General features: G+C 37.9%; 18 protein-coding genes. 7 read left to right on the top strand and 11 right to left on the bottom strand.

Annotation, left to right across the window (positions count from 1 at the left end; genetic code table 11):
* Window positions 1–98 precede the first annotated feature (98 nt).
* The 8 genes from rseP to rpsB all read right to left on the bottom strand — a co-directional run bounded on the left by rseP (window position 99) and on the right by rpsB (window position 7965).
* Window positions 99–1457: a sigma E protease regulator RseP gene (gene rseP, locus GAB14E_RS19045; RefSeq protein WP_033080828.1), complete on the bottom strand. Its 1359-nt coding sequence runs from the start codon at window positions 1455–1457 to the stop codon at window positions 99–101.
* A gap of 1 nt (window position 1458) precedes the next feature.
* Window positions 1459–2694 carry a 1-deoxy-D-xylulose-5-phosphate reductoisomerase gene (gene ispC / locus GAB14E_RS19050; RefSeq protein WP_033080827.1) on the bottom strand — a complete coding sequence of 412 codons (1236 nt, stop codon included), beginning with the start codon at window positions 2692–2694 and terminating at the stop codon, window positions 1459–1461.
* A 64-nt stretch (window positions 2695–2758) separates the two neighbouring features.
* Entirely contained in the window at window positions 2759–3622 is an 864-nt protein-coding gene (locus GAB14E_RS19055; RefSeq protein WP_033080826.1) for a phosphatidate cytidylyltransferase, read from the bottom strand.
* A gap of 91 nt (window positions 3623–3713) precedes the next feature.
* Window positions 3714–4478: a polyprenyl diphosphate synthase gene (gene uppS, locus GAB14E_RS19060; protein ID WP_033080825.1), complete on the bottom strand. Its 765-nt coding sequence runs from the start codon at window positions 4476–4478 to the stop codon at window positions 3714–3716.
* A gap of 153 nt (window positions 4479–4631) precedes the next feature.
* Window positions 4632–5189 (bottom strand): ribosome recycling factor, encoded by a 558-nt coding sequence (gene frr, locus GAB14E_RS19065; RefSeq protein WP_033080824.1) that lies wholly within the window; start codon window positions 5187–5189, stop codon window positions 4632–4634.
* A 94-nt stretch (window positions 5190–5283) separates the two neighbouring features.
* Complete coding sequence (gene pyrH, locus GAB14E_RS19070) at window positions 5284–6012, bottom strand: UMP kinase (RefSeq protein ID WP_033080823.1); 729 nt, start codon at window positions 6010–6012, stop codon at window positions 5284–5286.
* Between the two features lie 240 nt (window positions 6013–6252).
* Entirely contained in the window at window positions 6253–7101 is an 849-nt protein-coding gene (tsf, locus tag GAB14E_RS19075) for a translation elongation factor Ts (RefSeq protein ID WP_033080822.1), read from the bottom strand.
* Window positions 7102–7236: 135 nt separating this feature from the next.
* Entirely contained in the window at window positions 7237–7965 is a 729-nt protein-coding gene (gene rpsB, locus GAB14E_RS19080) for a 30S ribosomal protein S2 (RefSeq protein ID WP_033080821.1), read from the bottom strand.
* A 393-nt stretch (window positions 7966–8358) separates the two neighbouring features.
* Between rpsB and GAB14E_RS19085 the strand changes: the two genes are divergently transcribed.
* The 7 genes from GAB14E_RS19085 (at window position 8359) to serA (ending at window position 16649) form a co-directional block, all read left to right on the top strand.
* Window positions 8359–8979: a DsbA family protein gene (locus GAB14E_RS19085; protein ID WP_033080820.1), complete on the top strand. Its 621-nt coding sequence runs from the start codon at window positions 8359–8361 to the stop codon at window positions 8977–8979.
* Window positions 8980–9089: 110 nt separating this feature from the next.
* Window positions 9090–9890 (top strand): type I methionyl aminopeptidase, encoded by an 801-nt coding sequence (gene map, locus GAB14E_RS19090; RefSeq protein ID WP_033080819.1) that lies wholly within the window; start codon window positions 9090–9092, stop codon window positions 9888–9890.
* Window positions 9891–9980: 90 nt separating this feature from the next.
* Window positions 9981–12617 carry a [protein-PII] uridylyltransferase gene (glnD, locus tag GAB14E_RS19095; protein WP_052093445.1) on the top strand — a complete coding sequence of 879 codons (2637 nt, stop codon included), beginning with the start codon at window positions 9981–9983 and terminating at the stop codon, window positions 12615–12617.
* Window positions 12618–12703: 86 nt separating this feature from the next.
* Window positions 12704–13546, top strand: coding sequence for a 2,3,4,5-tetrahydropyridine-2,6-dicarboxylate N-succinyltransferase (gene dapD, locus GAB14E_RS19100; RefSeq protein WP_033080818.1), 843 nt, complete (start codon window positions 12704–12706; stop codon window positions 13544–13546).
* 269 nt (window positions 13547–13815) lie between these two features.
* Window positions 13816–14220, top strand: a complete 405-nt coding sequence (locus GAB14E_RS19105; protein WP_033080817.1) for a hypothetical protein — start codon at window positions 13816–13818, stop codon at window positions 14218–14220.
* Between the two features lie 342 nt (window positions 14221–14562).
* Entirely contained in the window at window positions 14563–15219 is a 657-nt protein-coding gene (gene rpiA, locus GAB14E_RS19110; protein WP_033080816.1) for a ribose-5-phosphate isomerase RpiA, read from the top strand.
* Between the two features lie 176 nt (window positions 15220–15395).
* Window positions 15396–16649: a phosphoglycerate dehydrogenase gene (gene serA, locus GAB14E_RS19115; protein ID WP_033080815.1), complete on the top strand. Its 1254-nt coding sequence runs from the start codon at window positions 15396–15398 to the stop codon at window positions 16647–16649.
* Window positions 16650–16866: 217 nt separating this feature from the next.
* On the opposite strand, the gene GAB14E_RS19120 is transcribed toward serA, so the two are convergent.
* The 3 genes from GAB14E_RS19120 to zapE all read right to left on the bottom strand — a co-directional run bounded on the left by GAB14E_RS19120 (window position 16867) and on the right by zapE (window position 20174).
* Window positions 16867–17667, bottom strand: coding sequence for a tRNA-uridine aminocarboxypropyltransferase (locus GAB14E_RS19120; protein ID WP_033080814.1), 801 nt, complete (start codon window positions 17665–17667; stop codon window positions 16867–16869).
* 347 nt (window positions 17668–18014) lie between these two features.
* Window positions 18015–18854 (bottom strand): DUF2884 family protein, encoded by an 840-nt coding sequence (locus tag GAB14E_RS19125; protein ID WP_033080813.1) that lies wholly within the window; start codon window positions 18852–18854, stop codon window positions 18015–18017.
* 210 nt (window positions 18855–19064) lie between these two features.
* Window positions 19065–20174 carry a cell division protein ZapE gene (gene zapE / locus GAB14E_RS19130; protein WP_033080812.1) on the bottom strand — a complete coding sequence of 370 codons (1110 nt, stop codon included), beginning with the start codon at window positions 20172–20174 and terminating at the stop codon, window positions 19065–19067.
* Between the last annotated feature and the right edge of the window lie 26 nt (window positions 20175–20200).

Here is a 20200-nt window from a genome sequence, read left to right as displayed (position 1 = left end):
CAAATATCTTGAACTTTCTTCAGTACTTCTATCATGGCTCTATTGGCTATAAAGGCTCTCTAAGCATCATGTTAGCAGAGTATATCCTTGTAAAATCATTAACCAAGAACTCGACTAAAATCATTAAATAAGCCAATAGCCATTAACATTAATAATGCCAAAGCGCCAAACTTAAAACCAGCTTCTTGAACTCTCTCTGGCACTTCTTTGCCTGTGAAAAGCTCTATAAGATAATAGAGTAAGTGTCCGCCATCAAGTACTGGTAGTGGTAAAAGGTTAATTATTCCCAAATTAATACTAATTAACGCTAAAAAGCCTAGAAAATAAACAAATCCGTGACCTGCACTAGCACCAGCGCCCTGAGCAATACCAATAGGCCCACTTAAATTCTTTACTGATACATCACCGCTGATTAACTTACCTATCATACCAAATGTTAAGGTGGTTAAATTCCAAGTTCGTTGTGCACTTTCCTTTATAGCCTCAATTGGGCCATACTTTAATTCAATTAATAGTGATTCTGGCCATGCATCTACTTTAGGGCCCACACCTATATAACCAACAACTTTACCAACTTGCTCAATACTGTTTGGGGTCACTGGTAGGGTCCGTAGTTCACCATTTCTCTTAATAGTGATTAATATTTCTTTTCCTGGGTACTGTTTTATTTCCTTAGCGAAGCTTAGCCAGTCACTTGTCTTAACACCCGCTACTGAAATAAGTGTATCCCCCACTAATAACCCACCTAATGCTGCCGGACTATCTTCCGCTACAGCTGCTAGCTCATTATGAACTTTGGGCCTAAAGGGCGTAATACCTAAACTTGCTAATGCTGAAACCTTATCAGGTGAAAACTGCCATTGACTTGTATCTAAGATCGAGGTCGAAATATATTGGCTATCCGCATGTTTAGTTTTAATTTCTATTTCTTCTTGGCCTATTTTTCCAATAAGCGCCAGATTAACTTCTTGCCAGTTTCGAGTAGCGTCTCCGGCAACACTAATAATCTCACTGTCATAACTAAGCTTAGCTTTTCCTGCGATTGAACTCGGATCAACTTCGCCAATAACGGGCTTCACACTAGGCACACCAATTAAGAACATTAGATATAAAGCGAACAGTGCAAAGATGAAATTAGCCAGCGGGCCAGCCCCAACAATAGCTATGCGCTGATAAACAGTTTTACAGTTAAACGTTTTATCCTTATCTTCAGGTTTAACTTCGTCAACACGCTCATCCAGCATTTTGACATAACCACCAAGTGGTATCATAGCTAAAACATATTCAGTGCCATCTTTAGCTTTTTTACGCCATATAGCTCGTCCAAAGCCGACCGAAAAGCGTTCTACCTTAACACCATTTTTTCTTGCTACCCAGAAATGACCATATTCATGGACAGTGACTAAAATACCCAGCGCAATAACAAAGGAAGCTAGGTTCCAGAAAAAATCAATCATACTAGTTATTACCCTTTTGCTGTACAGCTTGTATTGGCATAAACTCTACCAACAGTGCCTGTGCAAATACACGTACTTGCTTATCAAGAGTCATAACCTCATTAATATTGTCTACCTGTTGTGAGACAAATTTATTCACAGAAGTTTCATTTATTTTAAAAATATCAGTAAAATTAATTTTTTCGTCTAGAAAAGCAGCAACTGCAATTTCATTTGCAGCATTGAGCGCAGTACAAGCAGCCTGACCTTGCTTGCAAGCATCAATTGCCAATTTCAAGTTAGGGTACCTAACAAAATCAATAGCTTGAAATTCAAAAGAAGGTGTATTGAAAAAGTCTAATGGAGCTACTCCCGACTCAATGCGTTCGGGGAAACTTAACGCATGGGCAATGGGTGTACGCATATCAGGATTACCCATTTGCGCGATAACTGAACCATCTTTATATTGTACCATTGAGTGTATGGTACTTTGTGGGTGTAATACCACTTGAATATCTTCAGCCTCAACATTGAAAAGCCATTTGGCTTCAATAAATTCAAGACCTTTGTTCATCATAGTAGCAGAATCTACTGATATTTTTCGGCCCATATCCCAGTTAGGATGATTACAAGCTTCTAGGGGGGTTACCGCTGCTAATGTTTCGATAGGTCTTGTTCTAAATGGCCCACCAGAACCTGTTAATAGTATTTTACTAATGCCATTATCAATAAGTTGGCACTCACCAATCTTATCTTGTTGTTGGGAGGGTAAACATTGGAAAATGGCATTGTGTTCACTATCAATAGGCAATAATTGCGCGCCAGAGGCTTCTACTGCGGCCATAAATATAGCACCAGACATCACTAGGGCTTCTTTATTAGCCAGCAATACGCGCTTGCCAGCATTGACAGCCGCAAGTGTTGGCAATAAACCTGAAGCACCAACAATAGCGGCCATGACAGTATCAACCGATTGACATTGGGCAATAGCAATTAACGCTTGGTTACCTGATAACACAGTGATACTACTTACCTCAGCAGCCTTAAGTTTTTGAGATAATTGTTCGGCATGTTCACTTGATACAAGTACTACTTGCTGAGGTTTAAACTCAATGCATTGTTTAAAAATAATATCAACACTAGCATTAGCAGCCAAGCTGACAACGTTAAATTTATCAGGATGAAGCCGCACTACATCAAGAGTACTACAACCAATAGACCCCGTTGAACCTAATATACACAGATGGCGTTTAGACACGTACCTTCCTCAATTCATTAATCAAAATGTAAAATATTTAAAAGCATTTACTCTTTTTAAATTATTAAGCAAGCAATACGTAACAAAGCGCAAAAATAGGCGCTGTTGCCGTTAAACTATCAATTCTATCTAAAATACCACCATGACCAGGCAAGATAGTGCCACTGTCTTTCACGCCAGCTTGACGCTTAAACATGCTCTCAGTTAAATCACCTAAAACAGAAATAGTGGTGATTAAAACGGTCACTAACATTGCCTTGGAAAAGTCATCAACTGACCACTGCAATGAGAAGCCGACCACAAAAGTTAAGATAATGGCACAGACAATGCCACCGAGAAAGCCTTCTATCGTTTTACCAGGGCTCACATTAGGCATAAGTTTGTGTTTACCTACAGATTTCCCAACAAAATAAGCGCCGACATCAGCACTCCATACCAGCATAAATAAGTACATCAATAACTGGGCACCTTGAAATTCATCTAGTGCATAGTTATTTGTGCGTAACACCATAAAAGCTAACCAAGTTGGTACCAGTGTTAACCAACCAAACAGTGCAATAATAAGCTTATTTCTAGCCCAGAAGGTACTTGATTTAGGGAAAAAACACATTAATAAAGCCGCAATTAACCACCAGACAACACTCAACCACAATATTGAGGTTATTTCATCTTGTATACCGCTGAGTACTAACCATGTTTGGTCTACCGGCAATAAATACCATAACAACGCGACGAGTACAGAGCTAACTGCAGCGTAAGCTAAACGGTGTACTGCTTTGGTCAGTCCCATAAAGCGAGCCCATTCCCACGCACCTATAGCAATAATAGCCATTAAAAGTACGGCAAAATAGCTAATAGGTAAATAGAAAATAGCTGATATTGCTGCTGGTGCTAATATTAAGGCCGTTATAATTCTTTGTTTTAACAAGGGCTACCCTTTTTTTAGTGGACTATTTACTAGTCAAGCAAGCTCTGAGATATTTGGCTCGGCTTGTCGTTATTAATTTTATTAGTACTAATTATGTTTGTTCGTTTCTAGCTTGCTCACCGGTCTTACCAAAACGGCGTTCACGTTGGTCAAAGCAGTTTATCGCTTGTTCAAATTGCGCTTCATTGAAATCTGGCCATAATATATCAGTGAAATACAGCTCAGCGTACGCAGCCTGCCATAATAAAAAATTACTAATGCGACAGTCACCGCCAGTGCGGATAAGTAGATCGAGTGTTGGCAGATCGGCTAAACAAGTTTGAGCATTAAGTGTCTGTTCATTGATATCATCAAGCTTAATATTACCTTGCTGTACTTCACCAGCAAGTTTTTTAGCCGCTTGAGCTATGTCCCAACGACCGCCGTAATTGGCCGCAATGGATAATACTAAACCAGTATTGCCGGCGGTTAGTTGCTCTGATTTAGCAATGTTTTTCTGTAATTTTTCAGAAAACCGACTCAAATCGCCAATAACTTGAAAGCGTATATTATGTTTATGTAAGCGTTTAACTTCTTTGGTGAGCACGTACATAAATAAATCCATCAGCACACCAACTTCTTTTGCTGGTCTTTGCCAATTTTCACTACTAAATGCAAAAAGTGTTAGCGCTTTAACATTAGATTTTCGAGCAGTAGCTACTACAGCCCGTACTGATTCAACACCCGCTTTATGACCACTAACACGACCTTTACCCTGCAGCTGCGCCCAACGTCCATTACCATCCATGATGATAGCAACATGTTGAGGAATATTTTTATATTCAGCTTGTTCAGCTAAAACATCGACATTATCCACTAACAATTACCCACTTAACAATTTTACATGAATCATTTAAGTCATTAATTATTTAAAATCAGCTAGTAGATTTTAAATTAACTTATAAATCGTTATCAATAAAAAACGCCAGTTGGCTAAATAGCAGCAACATGGCGTTCTTTTACAAATTAACTATATTTCCATTAACTCCGCTTCTTTTTTCTCCAGAACTTCATCAACTTGTTTAACGTAAGTATCCGTAATTTTCTGAACAGAGTCTTCAGCTTGATGATGTTCATCTTCACTGATTTCCTTTTCTTTTAACAAACTTTTAAAGTCAGAGTTAGCATCTCGGCGAATATTACGAATAGCAACTTTTCCGCCTTCAGCTTCACCACGAACAACTTTCACAAGGTCTTTACGACGTTCTTCAGTAAGTGGTGGTAATGGAATACGAATTAAAGTGCCATTTGATTGAGGGTTTAAACCTAAGTCAGACTTCATAATAGCTTTTTCAACAGCACTAATCATGCCTTTATCAAATACAGTAATCGAAAGGTTACGGGCATCAGGAACCGAAATATTGCCAACCTGATTTAACGGTGTATCCATGCCATAATATTCAACGACAATGTTATCAAGTAAAGAGGCATGAGCGCGGCCAGTTCTTATTTTAGTCAAGCTGCTTTTTAGTGCTTCAATACTTTTGCCCATACGTTCTTGAGCATCTTCAATTATTTCATCTATCACGATTATTATTCCTAATATTATCAAGTTAACTTAAACCGGCAATTTATTTTACCTTGTCTAAATAGTAATTAGCTTTGGCTTAAGTATCAAAATGTTACTTGTTTGTAATCACAGTACCTTCACTACCGCCCATAATGACAGATTTCAACGCACCCGGTTTATTCATGTTAAATACGCGAATCGGCATATTATGATCTCGCGCTAAAGTAAAGGCAGCTAGGTCCATCACTTTTAATTCTTTATCAAGTACTTCATCATAGCTTAACTCGCTATAAAGCTCTGCTTCAGGGTTTTTAACTGGGTCTTCTGAATAAATGCCATCTACTTTAGTTGCCTTTAATACCACATCCGCTTCAATTTCTATACCACGTAAACAAGCAGCAGAATCAGTAGTAAAAAATGGATTCCCTGTACCCGCAGAGAAAATCACTACACGGCCAGATTTTAATAAGCTTATAGCATTTGCCCAATTATAACGCTCACATACACCCGCTAAATCAATAGCAGACATTAAACGAGTATTTACAAAAGCGCGATGTAATGCATCACGCATTGCCAGACCATTCATTACGGTAGCAAGCATGCCCATTTGGTCGCCAACAACACGGTTCATACCAGCTTCAGCTAAACCAGCACCACGAAATAAATTGCCACCACCAATGACAAGCCCCACCTGGATGCCCATTTCAACTAGCTCTTTTATTTCTTGAGCCATACGGTCAAGCACTTTAGGATCAATACCAAAACCCTCATCACCCATCAGTGCTTCACCACTGAGTTTTAAAAGAATTCTTCGATAAGCAGGTTTTGGATTGGTTGTCATGGGGAGAAATTCCTGTGCGGTTAAAGTAAAAAAATTTAAGCCAATAAAAGCCTAGGTCAAAAGACCGCGGCTATTTTAGTACTTTTAACACATACACGAAAGTCTTAACTGAAAAAACTCTCCTTTTTATGTAAATATTAAAAATCATCCATAAAAAAACGCCTACCAAGGTAGACGTTTTTAGTAATTCAAGCTATTTGCAACAGTTAATTATAAAACTAAAGTTACAAAAAAATAGAATTAACCTTTAGCAGCAGCTAGTTGTGCTTCTACTTCGGCAGCAAAATCTTCTGATTTTTTCTCAATGCCTTCGCCAACTTCTAAGCGAACGAATGAAGAAACAGTGATACCTTTCTCTTTAAGAATAGCACCAACAGTTTTCTTAGGTTCCATGATGAAAGCTTGACCAGTTAAAGAAACTTCACCAGTAAACTTCTTCATGCGGCCTGTAACCATCTTCTCAGCAATTTCTTCAGGCTTGCCTTCGTTCATCGCCATTTCGATTTGAATGCGCTTTTCATTGGCAACAACATTAGCAGGAACGTCATCAGGAGTTAAGAACTCAGGCTTACTTGCTGCAACGTGCATAGCAATATGCTTAAGTGCTTCAGTATCACCTTCACCCGCAACAACTACACCAATTTTAGCTCCGTGAGTATAAGAAGCTAAGTTAACACCTTCTACATACTCAACACGACGTACATTGATGTTTTCACCAATCTTAGTCACTAACGCAATGCGTTTCTCTTCAAATTGTGCTTGTAACTCTTCGATAGCAACTTTAGAAGCAAGTGCAGTATCAGCAACAGCATTGGCAAAACCTAAAAAGTTATCATCCATTGCAACGAAATCAGTTTGACAGTTAACTTCAACTATTGCAGCTGTGTTTCCTGAAACTTTAATGATAATTGCACCTTCAGCAGCGATATTACCTGCTTTTTTGGCGGCTTTTGCTTGACCGTTCTTACGCATATTTTCAATCGCAAGTTCCATATCACCTTCAGCTTCTTGTAACGCTTTTTTACAATCCATCATGCCCGCAGCTGTGCGTTGACGTAATTCTTTAACCATAGCAGCTGTAACTGTCATAGGTAGTTCCTCGATTTTCAGTTATCCCCGTAGCAGTGCTATTAATATGCTAGCCTTGGGAATAAATATTAAATAAGTTGCCACAAAAGCAAGCTTTTGTGGCAATAGCAAAATAAAACGTGTTAATAACTGAAATTATTCAGCTTCAACAAAACCGTCTTTTTCAGCTTGTACAACGATGTTTTGCTCACGACCACTGATTACAGCGTCGGCAACAGCGTTACAGTATAAGCTTACTGCACGAATAGCATCATCGTTACCCGGTACGATGTAATCAATACCATCTGGGTTAGAGTTAGTATCAACAACAGAAATTACTTTGATACCAAGGTTGTTTGCTTCTTTAATAGCAATGTGCTCGTGATCAGCATCAATGATAAATAAAACGTCAGGTAAACCACCCATGTTTTTGATACCACCTAAACTTTTATCAAGTTTTTCCATTTCACGAGTACGCATTAACGCTTCTTTTTTAGTTAAAGCTTCAAAAGTACCGTCAGTTGTTTGAGATTCTAAATCTTTCAAACGTTTGATTGATTGACGAACTGTTTTCCAGTTAGTCAACATACCACCTAACCAGCGATGGTTAACGAAGAATTGGTCAGATTTGATCGCAGCGTCTTTGATAGCATCACTTGCAGCACGTTTAGTACCAACAAATAACACTTTACCTTTTTTCGATGAAACATTGCTTACAAAAGCAAGTGCATCATTGAACATAGGAACAGTTTGCTCAAGGTTGATGATATGAACTTTATCGCGTGAACCGAAAATGAATGGCTTCATTTTTGGATTCCAGTAACGAGTTTTGTGACCGAAATGAACACCAGCTTTTAGCATATCGCGCATTGAAACGTTTGACATTGTCTTTTCCTTTATGGGGTTAAGCGTTCATACACCCAATATACACGACCTCTTTGCTTTGACTTTATCGCCAAAACTGGGCACCCCGGTATACCTTTAATAGATGTATGTGAGTTTATAATAATGACTTACCGAAGAGATTTTAAAAAAACATTCGATAGTCGATTTAAATTGTCACTAAACCAAGCTAAGTAGCCCTATTCCTGCCTAAACAAAGATAAATCAGCCTAACTAAAAATTTAGCGCCGCACTTTATACCACAAAGGAATGTTTTTAGCGAGATAAAAATCATTTACCACCAAAGGGTGATTTATGGTGGGATATTAAGCCAAGGCGAGTTAAAATCTTTTATATTAGATTTTCACCCATATCAACCTTTTTATAGAGTATATAATGTCAGCAGAATTATTTTTTATTTATGACAGTCACTGTCCGTGGAGTTATGCGACAACACCTTTAGTTAATGCGTTAAATCAATCATTACCCGAAGTGAACCTTAACTTATGGCACTGCGCCTACTTCTCTGATGCTGACGGTGAAAATATCGTTACTAAGCAACAAATAACTCAAGTTAAAGCGCTGTCAAGTGTCAACTTCTCGCCTGATTACATGAACAAACTATCACAAGGGAAAGACTCTACTTTATGCGCTAACTTAATGACTTGGGCCGCGAGTAAAACAACGCACCAAGCTCTTGCGATATTAAATGCGCTGCAAGCAGCGCATTTTAGCCAAGGTAATGATTTAATTGAGCAAGCTGATTTAAGTAACATCGTTGATGAATTTAAATTATCTGCACCCGCAAAAGTATTTAACAAAGCTAAATTAACCAATGATGCAGAAGCACAAGTGCATGAAATCATTGCACTGCAAGAGATCATTGCCACCCAAGCGATACCCGCCTTACTACTGGCAGTTAATGATGAGTTAATTTTACTTAGTCACAATTTATACCTACAAGACCCTGACGCATTCGTTGATGCGGTTAAATTAGAGTTAAATAAACACAGTTAACTTGCTATCTTATTAGCAACTATTTCATCACTTATGATGAAATACCATTAATTAACAGCATAGTAGCATTAAACATTGCAACTAGCGTAAACCTAAAGAGATACTCCAAGATGGGCATCACCATAAAAAGCCAAGAAGAAATAGCCAAAATGCGTATAGCTGGAAAATTAGCTGCTGACGTTTTAGAAATGATAGCTGAGCATGTAAAAGCCGGCATCAGTACTGATGAACTTAATACGCTTTGTGCTGAATATACTGACAAAGTACAAGATGCTATATCAGCACCGCTTAATTACCATGATTTCCCTAAATCAATTTGTACTTCAGTAAACCACGTTGTTTGTCACGGTATTCCTAACGATACAGTACTTTGTGATGGCGATATCATTAATATTGATATTACCGTAATAAAAGATGGTTATCATGGCGACACCAGTAAAATGTTTATTATTGGTGAAGGCAGTCCTGAAGATAATCGTCTGTGTCGTATTACTCAAGAGTCACTTTATTTAGCACTTAAAAAAGTAAAACCTGGCGCAACTTTTGGCGAAATCGGCACAACTATTCAAAAATTCACTAAAAAGTCTAAAAACAATTTGGGAAAATACTCTATCGTTGAGGAGTATTGTGGGCACGGTATAGGTAAAGTATTTCATGAAGAGCCGCAAATTGTGCACTATAAAAATAATGACAAAACCAAGATGGAAGTGGGCATGTGTTTCACTATTGAGCCTATGATTAACTTAGGTAAAGCCAGTACTATTTTAGATAAAACCGATAATTGGACTGTCTACACTACCGATGGTAAAAAATCAGCACAATGGGAACACACTATAGTAGTCACTCCAACAGGTTGTGAAATTTTAACCTTACGAAATGAAGAATCTATTCCTCGACTATTACACAATTAATTCTTAATGGGATATGCCTTTAAAGTTAAGCTTTATATGCCAATAATAGATTCATTGAAATAGGTTCGTCGCAATAAGAAAGGTAAGCTCTTGACCAATAATTCGATATCAGTACATATAGTTCCAGCACATTTTATTGAAAGCTTAGCCATCAGCGCTGATTTTTTATCAACCCGCGATATTTGCTTATTGAGCCAAGCATTTAAAGAATGGTCACAAGATGTCTTTATTGATAACGATATAAGCGATTTATTATCCGCACGTGCTGTTTTTGTTGATGCCATATTAAAAAAATTATGGTGTCAGCATCATCTTGATGAGTTTCAAATAAGCTTAGTTGCTGTAGGTGGTTATGGGCGAGGTGAATTACACCCTCAATCTGATGTTGATATCCTGATATTAACCCAAGAAGAAACCGCTCAGGAATTGGAAGAAAAAATTTCAAGCTTTATCACTCAACTATGGGACATAAAGCTCGATATTGGCCATAGTGTGCGCTCTATTAAAGAGTGCTTAAAACAAGCTATAAAAGACGTCACAGTAGCCACTAACTTAATGGAAATGCGACAAATTTCCGGTAATGATACGCTGACACAACAATTATTGCCTTTGCTTAATGAAGATGTTTTTTGGACATCAGAGAAATTCTTTATTGCTAAATGTAAAGAGCAAGCAAAAAGACATCAGCAATACCGTGGTACTGCCTACACACTTGAACCCAACTTAAAGGCAAACCCTGGTGGTTTAAGGGATATCCAAACCATCGCTTGGGTTGCCAAGCGACACTTTTTAGCCGATTCCCTCGAAGAGCTTGTCGAACATAATTATCTTTACCCTAACGAGCTTTTTGAACTATTAGAGTCACAAGATTACTTATGGCGCATGCGCTTTGCTTTGCACTTTGTTGCTGGTAGAAGCGAGAACCGACTTCTATTTGATTATCAAGCTGACGTGGCAAGAATGATGGGTTTTGGTGATGAAGGTAAAGCCCCCGTTGAACGTATGATGAAACGTTTCTTCCGCATTATCTCTCGGGTGACTGAGTTAAACACCATGTTATTGCAGCATTTTGAACTCGCTATTATTAAAAAAAATGAGCTCTGCAACATTACTATTATCAACAAAGACTTTGAAATAGTTGATACCTTAATTAATACGCGCAACGATCGTATCTTCATGCGACCGGCAAAGTTGATTGAAATGTTTTTAATCATTGCACAAGAGCCAGGCATTAAGGGCATACATTCACACACGTTAAGGTTAATGCGTAATGCAAGAAGACGTTTAATTTCAGGACTTATTGATTATGCAGAATGTCGTCGTATTTTTATGGCGATTATCCGTCATCCTAGAGGCTTAGGTTTAGCGTTAACCTTAATGCACAAACATAGTATTCTTAGCTCTTATCTACCCTTATGGCGGAACATAGCAGGGCAAATGCAATTTGACCTTTTCCATGCCTATTCAGTAGATGAACATAGCTTTCGAGTAGTAAAAAATCTGCACCAGTTCAGCCAAAAAGAACATAATCATAAATTCCCACTATGCAGTAAAATAGTACAAAAAGTGCGTAAACCCGAAGTGCTGTACCTTGCTGGTTTTTTTCATGACATAGGCAAAGGCCGTGGTGGTGATCATGCTAAATTAGGCGCAGTTGATGCCTTAAACTTTTGTTTATCACACCAAATGAGTAAACACGACAGTAATATGGTGGCATGGCTTGTTGAATTTCACTTATTAATGTCAGTTACTGCGCAGCGCCGTGATATCAGTGACGAAAATATCATTCGTACTTTTGGTGAAATTGTTCGTGATGAAGCGCACCTAAACTACCTTTATTGCCTAACTGTTGCAGATATGCGAGGCACTAACGAAAGCCTTTGGAATAACTGGAAAGCAAACCTATTGGAAGAGCTTTATTTCAATACCTTAAGTGCTTTTCGTCATGGTTTAGAAAAACCGGTAGAAGTTCGCTCTAAAATTCGTGAAAACCAACAGCAAGCACTGATGCTTTTAAGTAAAGAAAATGTCGATGAGCAAAAAATTAAGGCTTTATGGCAGGAATTTAAAATCGATTATTTTTTACGTTATTCTCCTGAGCAAATTGCTAGACAATGTCACAATATCGTCGAACATGATAGAGAAAATCCACTCGTACTGATTAGTCCTGTGCCCTATCGTGGTGGCACGGAAGTATTTATTTTTACCAAAGAGAAAAATAATACCTTCGCTAATACCGTCGCATTTTTGGTAACGAAAAAGCTTTCGATACATGACGCTAAAATAATTACCACAAAAACTGGCTTTACCGTTAATACATTTGTCGTACTTGATAGTCGTAATAAACCTTTACGAGAGCGTTTCTACACCAAAGAAATAAGCCAAGCGTTAGTCGATAAGTTAGGTCAAGATACTATCTGTGATTTGCCTGAGCCTAAGCTAGCAAGGCACATGAAAAAATTTAAAGTGCCACTACGTGTTAACTTTATTAAGATACATGCAAAAAACCGTACCATGATAGAGATAATAGCCTTAGATAGACCGGGTTTATTATCAAATATCGCGCAAGTATTTCAAGAAGAAAGAATTAATATTCATTCCGCTAAAATCACTACTTTTGGTGAGAAGGCTGATGATGTATTCACTATTTCTACGGTAAAAGACAATGAGCTTACCCTGCAAGAAAAAGAAGCATTAGCCTTACGGTTAACTCAAGATATTGATTAATTACCACACTGACTCATTTTGAGTTGGTGTGGTATTACTAAACAACTACCTTTACAACACATTTAAAATTTCAAATAGGAAGCCTAATGACAGATTTAAAACAATTAGCCGGTGTTATTGAACAAGCTTTTGAAGACAGAGCTAACATTACACCAGCAACCGTTTCAAGTGAAATTAAAAACGCCGTGCTTGCTGCATTAGCAGCATTAAACAACGGCAGTGCCCGAGTTGCCGAAAAAATAGACGGCCAGTGGCAAGTTAACCAATGGCTTAAAAAAGCAGTGCTACTTTCTTTTCGCATTTGGGATAACCAAGTTATTGATGGCGCAGAAAGTACTTTTTTTGACAAAGTACCAATGAAGTATGATTGTTACACCCAAGCTATGTTTGAAGCTGATGGTGTTCGTATCGTACCTGGCGCAAGTGTACGTACTGGTAGTTTTATCGGTAAGAATGTAGTCGTAATGCCAAGCTTTGTAAATATCGGTGCCTTTGTCGATGAAGGCTGTATGGTTGACGCTTGGGCTACTGTCGGCTCATGTGCACAAATAGGTAAAAACGTGCATTTATCCGGTGGTGTTGGCATCGGTGGTGTATTAGAGCCACTACAAGCAGGACCTACGATTATTGAAGATAACTGTTTTATCGGTGCACGTTCAGAAATTGTTGAGGGCGTAGTCGTTGAAGAAGGCGCGGTAATTTCAATGGGGGTATATATAGGTCAAAGCACACGTATTTTTGACCGAGAAACAGGTGAGATACATTATGGTCGAGTACCTGCGGGCTCTGTAGTAGTACCAGGTAACTTACCATCAGCTTGTGGTACTTACAGTTTATACGCTGCTATTATAGTGAAAAAAGTTGATGCTAAAACACTAGCAAAAGTAGGTATTAACGAACTACTTCGCTCAGTGTCAGAAGAAAAGTAATCACTAACATTTACTAAAGCGTTAAATAATTGACACTTTTAAAGCAATTTAAGCTCTCAATCACGTAATGACAAATAATAATGTGTTTGAGAGTTCTTTTTTATCCATATAAAAAGATTAATTGAATTATTTTATACTCATATTAATTAATAGTTTCATACTATTACAGCGTTAAAAAACACCTCCACTGTAAAATTTAATTTTCTGGCATAACACTTGCCCTACTGATAGTAACTCAATCATTACTATTAGTTAGCGTTAGGTTTGTTATGAAAGTATTTAAAATATTTTGTTATCTTGTTCTCTATGTTGCTGTTACAGCTTGTAGTAATACTGAGCAATTAAACTTGAACCATCAAAGTAATCACTACTACCAGAAAGAGTTCAATCACACCGAGTTTACTGCACATCATCATGGCTCGGTAAAAAGAGCAGCTTCTTCTGATCAACAACTGATGATTTCTTTACTCAACAGACCCCTTCCTGAAGATCAACGAATGATGTTGGCTTTTGCTAAACGTCAAGATAATTACTTTCCTGATAGCACTATCACTGGCATCAGAATAAAGGGTGAAAAATCTGACAAGGTGATCACAAATCGCGTAACGTCTCATTATGCCAAAACTATTGAGCAGGACCACAACGCTGTAGCCATTAGTGCAATGCCAAAATAGACTTAGCTACATAATGTAATAATCACTAAGAGCTTAGTAAAAAAACTTTCATCTCGTAAAGTGAATCAGTCATCGAGTAATTTTTGCAGCCTGTAACCATAGCCATGAAGGTGAAGTAGCAAGAGCCTCTGCCCCAACTAATTAACCGTATTTCATTACCTTATAAAGTCAACTTTATCGCAATACTAAAATGCCTCCTATTGTTAAAATCAATGACTATTAAAAGCAGTTGTCTTGGTATAACTATGAGATTGTTTAGTGTTATAATTGCCCATTCCAAGGCCCTCTGAAGGCTTTCAAAACTTACTATAACCGTAATTGTTTGCTAATAAGGCATATAAAATGACTCAAGATGAAATGAAAAACGCAGCCGCCATCAAGGCATTAGAATTTATTGAAAATGATACCATCGTCGGCGTAGGTACAGGTTCAACGGTTAATTTTTTCATTGATGCTCTTGCTACCATGAAAGATAAAATTGCCGGTGCTGTATCAAGTTCAGAAGAGTCAAGTAAACGCTTAAAAGCACACGGCATTGAAGTATTTGATTTAAACAGTGTTGATGTATTAGATGTATACGTAGATGGCGCTGATGAAATCACTAAGCACATGGCAATGATCAAAGGTGGTGGTGCGGCATTAACCCGTGAAAAAATTGTCGCTGCAGTTGCCAAAAGGTTTATATGCATTGCCGACGATTCAAAACAAGTAAAAGTTTTAGGAAGCTTCCCTTTACCGGTTGAAGTTATTCCTATGGCGCGCAGTTATGTCGCACGTGAATTAGTAAAGCTAGGTGGCGACCCAGAATATCGCCAAGGAGTAATCACAGACAACGGCAATGTTATTCTTGATGTTCATAACCTCGAAATCCTTGATCCTAAAAATCTCGAAACACAAATTAATGCCATTGTTGGTGTTGTCACCAATGGATTATTTGCCCTTCGTGCTGCTGATATCTTAGTTCTGGGCAGTAGCGACGGTATCAAAGTAGTCCAATAACTCAGTTATCCCCTCTTCCAAGTGGAATATTCACTTTTAAGCATATTTATTCCTAAATATGCTTAAAAGTCCTTTAGAGTTTATGCACTATATGATATGTTAAACTTCTATTTTAGATATCTAGCCATCTAAATAAATTGTATTACCTTTTAACTTAGGATAAGCGAAGCCAATATATGACTATTGCCACCAAGAACTCATTAGCAAAAGACAAAATCAAAATTTTATTGCTTGAAGGCTTGCACCCAAGCTCTCTTGAAGAATTAAAGTTAAAAGGTTATTCAAATATTGAATCACTAAAAACGTCACTATCAGAGAGTGAGTTAATAGAAAAAATTGCTGATGTACACTTTATTGGTATTCGTTCACGTACACAATTAACAGATAAAGTACTTAGTCACGCTAATAAATTAGCCGCTATTGGTTGTTTTTGTATTGGCACCAATCAAGTTGACTTAAAAGCAGCCCAAACTCGCGGTATTCCTGTTTTTAACGCACCCTTCTCAAATACCCGTTCAGTAGCGGAGTTGGTCCTTGGCGAAGCATTATTATTACTTCGTGGTATCCCAGAAAAAAGCGCTAAAGCTCATCGTGGAGAGTGGTTTAAATCGGCGGTTGGCTCAGTTGAGGCTCGTGGCAAAGTATTAGGTATTATTGGTTACGGTCATATTGGCATGCAACTAGGGATTTTAGCTGAAACATTAGGCATGCGAGTACGATTTTATGACGTTGAGACTAAGCTACCTTTAGGTAATGCTAGTCAAGCACCGTCATTAAACATATTACTTAGTGAAGCTGATGTCGTCAGTCTACATGTGCCAGAAACAGTACAAACGCATAACATGATTGCTCAAGCACAATTCTCAGCGATGAAAGAAGGCGCAATTTTCATTAATGCTTCCCGTGGTACTGTGGTTGACATTGATGCTTTGGCACAAGCTTTAGATAGCAAAAAAATCGCAGGCGCTGCTATCGATGTATTCCCTGTAGAGCCTAAGAGTAATAACGATGAGTTTATCTCGCCATTACGTGGCTTTGATAATGTGATTTTAACACCACATATTGGTGGCAGCACCAAAGAAGCGCAAGCAAATATTGGTTTAGAAGTAGCAACAAAACTCGCTAAATATTCAGATAATGGCTCGACTTTATCAGCGGTTAACTTCCCAGAAGTGTCTCTACCTGAACATGTTATTCCAGGTCAAACAGGCACCAGCCGTTTATTACATATCCACCATAACCAACCAGGTGTTTTAACTAAAATTAACCAAGCATTTGCGGAGCATAATATTAATATCGCAGCACAATACTTACAAACCGATGACAAAGTTGGTTATGTGGTAATTGATATCGACTCACAAGACAGTGCATTAGCACTAAAAGAGTTAAAGCAAATTGATGGCACCATTCGTGCGAGGCTTCTTCATTAAGAGATCCGCATAAAAAATAATAAACTAAGCGTTAATATGATAAAAAGGGTCACTATATTTTAGTGACCCTTTTTGCTTTTACTGGTAACATTTTTAATTAATTTATATGAATTAAGTTAACTGCCATTATGTTAACCAAAAGGTCGTTTAGCCGCTTGAACCATCGTGATAATCAGGCTTACACCACAAAGCTATTGCAGATTATTAACCAATACGTTTAGCGATATGTTTGGCTAAGAAAGCTTTGATAATTTTCTATCGCATTAACATTGCCCTTATTACGCTGGCAAACACTTTTTTGATATTGAAAATTGAAAACATCAAACCATAAATCGAGTACGTGAGCATTATTGACTTCGCCATGCATGTCGAGCACCCTTGCTGCAACTTCAGCAGTTGAAAACTGATGTTCAAGTTCGGTTTTTCTTACTGTATAACGGGAGTCTTGTCCCACAGGTGATAACTGGTTGTTGTTATCACCTTGATAATTTCCTGTGATCGCTTGAATCGCTGTTTTAGCATCAAATGAAACCATAGGGAAACCATCTAAATAAGGACTCTTTCTAAACATCTTTTTAGCTTCACGCCAACTGCCATCAAGCATAATGAATAGTGGTCGCTTACCTTCAGGACAAGTAACTTTGTTAGTAAATACTTCACGTTCATCACCGGCATATTCTTGCGGAAAAACCACCAATGGGAACCATTTCTCATCATTAAGCACCGTTAATAATTCTGGATTATCTTGGGTTCTAGACCATAAAAAAGCGAAGGTATCAGGAATAAGATCGGCAATCAGTTTACCGGTATTGCTCGGTTTCATTACCTCTGTGTCATAATATAATAGTAAAAACCCTGCGGTTGTCTCCACTTGCTCTTTACTCGGCGCTAGTTCACAAATACAAAACTGCTTGGCAAGTTGACAAAGTTCGCAGCGAATTACGCGCTGACCTCTGGCTTTATAAGTGGTAGTACTGATGCTTTTACGGTATTGATGTAATTTATGGACAGCGTGCATGTTTCACTAAATCTGAAGAAAAAAAAGACCTAGTAATTATACCAGTGCTAGATCTTCAAATCATATGATTTGCTTTAGTAATACCAATTCCAATATGTTTCTTCCAAATCAGCGAGATTTAAAAGAGAGATAAGACATTGAGGGAAGAAAATATTTTTTCCCTCGCCAAAATCAATAACGCACACTGTAAGCCTTTTAAACTCGCCCTTCGGAATTTGTCAGCAATTAGATAACCGCACAGAATTTCTTAAATGTAGAGTAACTATATACAAAAAACTCTATTTGTTCTCAAAACGCTGACAAACTCTGAGTGAGAAAAACTTAATGGAGCTGGTAAAACTTAGCAGTTACTTTGCGCTAGCATGGTTGTCGTCTTCATCCTGAACAACTGTCACAGTAAACACATTGGTAATAGCAAGTGGCTTAATTTTCCCTTTAAGTTGCTCTTCTAACGCATCTACTTCAGCAATGCTGACACAAAGTGCTTGTGCTTTTTTTTCTATAACCGCTGATCTAGCTGTCATCTCATGTTCAATTTTTTCACCAAACTTTTCCATGCGCGTTTCAAAGCTCTGCTCATCGCCATCTGAAGAGATCATCTGTTGTCCCATAGCAATTAAGATGCTGCCCATAGAATTTAATACAGCTTTTTCAACAGCTGACTCAATGCGTTGATCAAAATCTTTACCCAGCAACTCTTCACTCTCTAGGCCCTCAACACCAACAGAAATACCATTTTCGATGGATAAGTTATCTAGCATCTGTGTTCGAATCAAGGTAAGTTCTTTGGTTAAGTCTTTTGCTACGGTATTACCTTCGCCTAATAAGCCGTTAAAGGCTAGGTTTACTCCATCAACAGCCAAATCAACCCCTTCAATGGCAACGTTTTTAACTTGCGGAACTAAGTTACGTATTTTGTCATCATATTTTTGTACTAATACTTGTTGAGTATCTGTTAGTTCAATACTAATGCTATTGATAAACAACTGCTTGCCATCAACAATTTTATATAGACTACGTTTTTGTTGATCATCTCCACCAGCTTCTTGTAAAAACTCTGTAGTGCTAGCATTAATAGTAAACCCTGCCGATAAATCAACATTACATGATTGATGGGCATAGACTGATGATGATGCAAGAGAAGCAGTTAAAGCGCTAGCGATTAAGGTGGCTTGAAAATAAGTCATATTTATATCCTTTTAAAATTTAAATTAACGGAGATAAACACCCGTTATTCTAGTCTGTTTGAAACTATTACTTGTAGATAGTTACAAACATAGTGCCAAGTTTATTTATATATAGATATCAACTAGATAGCGATAAATCAATATCAATGGGTTAATAAATTGTAAGCTAATTAGTCAATATGACCAGATGTTAGGTTTATAAAAAGATTGTTAGGCATTTTGCATTTCAATTAAACGAGACTGACAGCGTTCAAACTCAAAGGCGAGTTGTTGCCCTTGATAAAGCTCAAATATGTCAACTTGAGCACTGACAATTAATTTAATACCCTGGTCGTAGAACTCGTCAACTAAAGCGATGAACCTTCTCGCTTCATCATCAAGTTGTTGTAAATCTCCCATTAAAACGCCACTGCGCTGATAACTATCTTCAACACCGGAAAAAACGGCCGGTATTAATTCACCTGAAAACTTTGGTACATTAGCAATAAACACCGCTGTGTACTCTTTAGCAAGCGCCATGTAATCTCGTTGACTGCGAGGGCCAGAACAAAGCGCAAAAAAATCAAAGAAAATGACATTATCACTTTTAGCTAAATAGTTCATCGTTCGATGATTAATCTCGATATTACCGGCAGCTAAAGACTCTTGTTTGGTCTGACTTTTAAAGCGAGCAATTAATTCTTTATTACCTTGGTTGGCTAATAAAAAATAATTATTATGATTCGCGTTTTTAGCTAGTTTGCTGCGCCTATGGTCTACGTCACCATTGATAGAGATAACCTGACAATATTGATTAATCAAAGCAATGGTTGGTAAAAAACGCTCTCTTTGTAAGCCATTACGATAAAGCTGCTCTGGCTCGCAATTAGAAGTAGCAACAAGTGTTATGCCTTGGGAAAAAAGTGTGGAAAACAAGCCACTAAGTAACATAGCATCACCAATATCTGTGACATAAAATTCATCAAAACATAATAGATCAATATTTTGTGCCCATGCTTTAGCGATATGCCTAAGTGGCTCTGACTTTCCAGTTAGCTGGGCTAGTTGCTGGTGTACACTTTCCATAAAGTGATGGAAATGAATGCGTTTTTTATTTTCTATGGCAAGTTGCTGAAAGAATAGATCCATCAGCATAGTTTTACCACGGCCTACCCGGCCATGAAAATATAAACCAGGAATAGACGTTTTGAGTGTCTTAGACAACTGTTGCTGTTCGACTAATCGCTCAGATAACACGACTAAGGCATCAACTGCTTGAGTTTGAGCAGGATCAAATTCGAGCTGCTTATTGTCAAGCAGCTCTTGGTAGGCTTGTTTCATTGAGTTTTTTAATTTAGACGCTAGCT

The sequence above is a fragment of the Colwellia psychrerythraea genome (assembly GCF_000764185.1).
Taxonomy (GTDB): Bacteria; Pseudomonadota; Gammaproteobacteria; order Enterobacterales; family Alteromonadaceae; genus Colwellia; species Colwellia psychrerythraea_B.
Note: the sequence above shows the minus strand (reverse complement) of the source record. Positions and strands in the feature narration are given on the sequence as shown.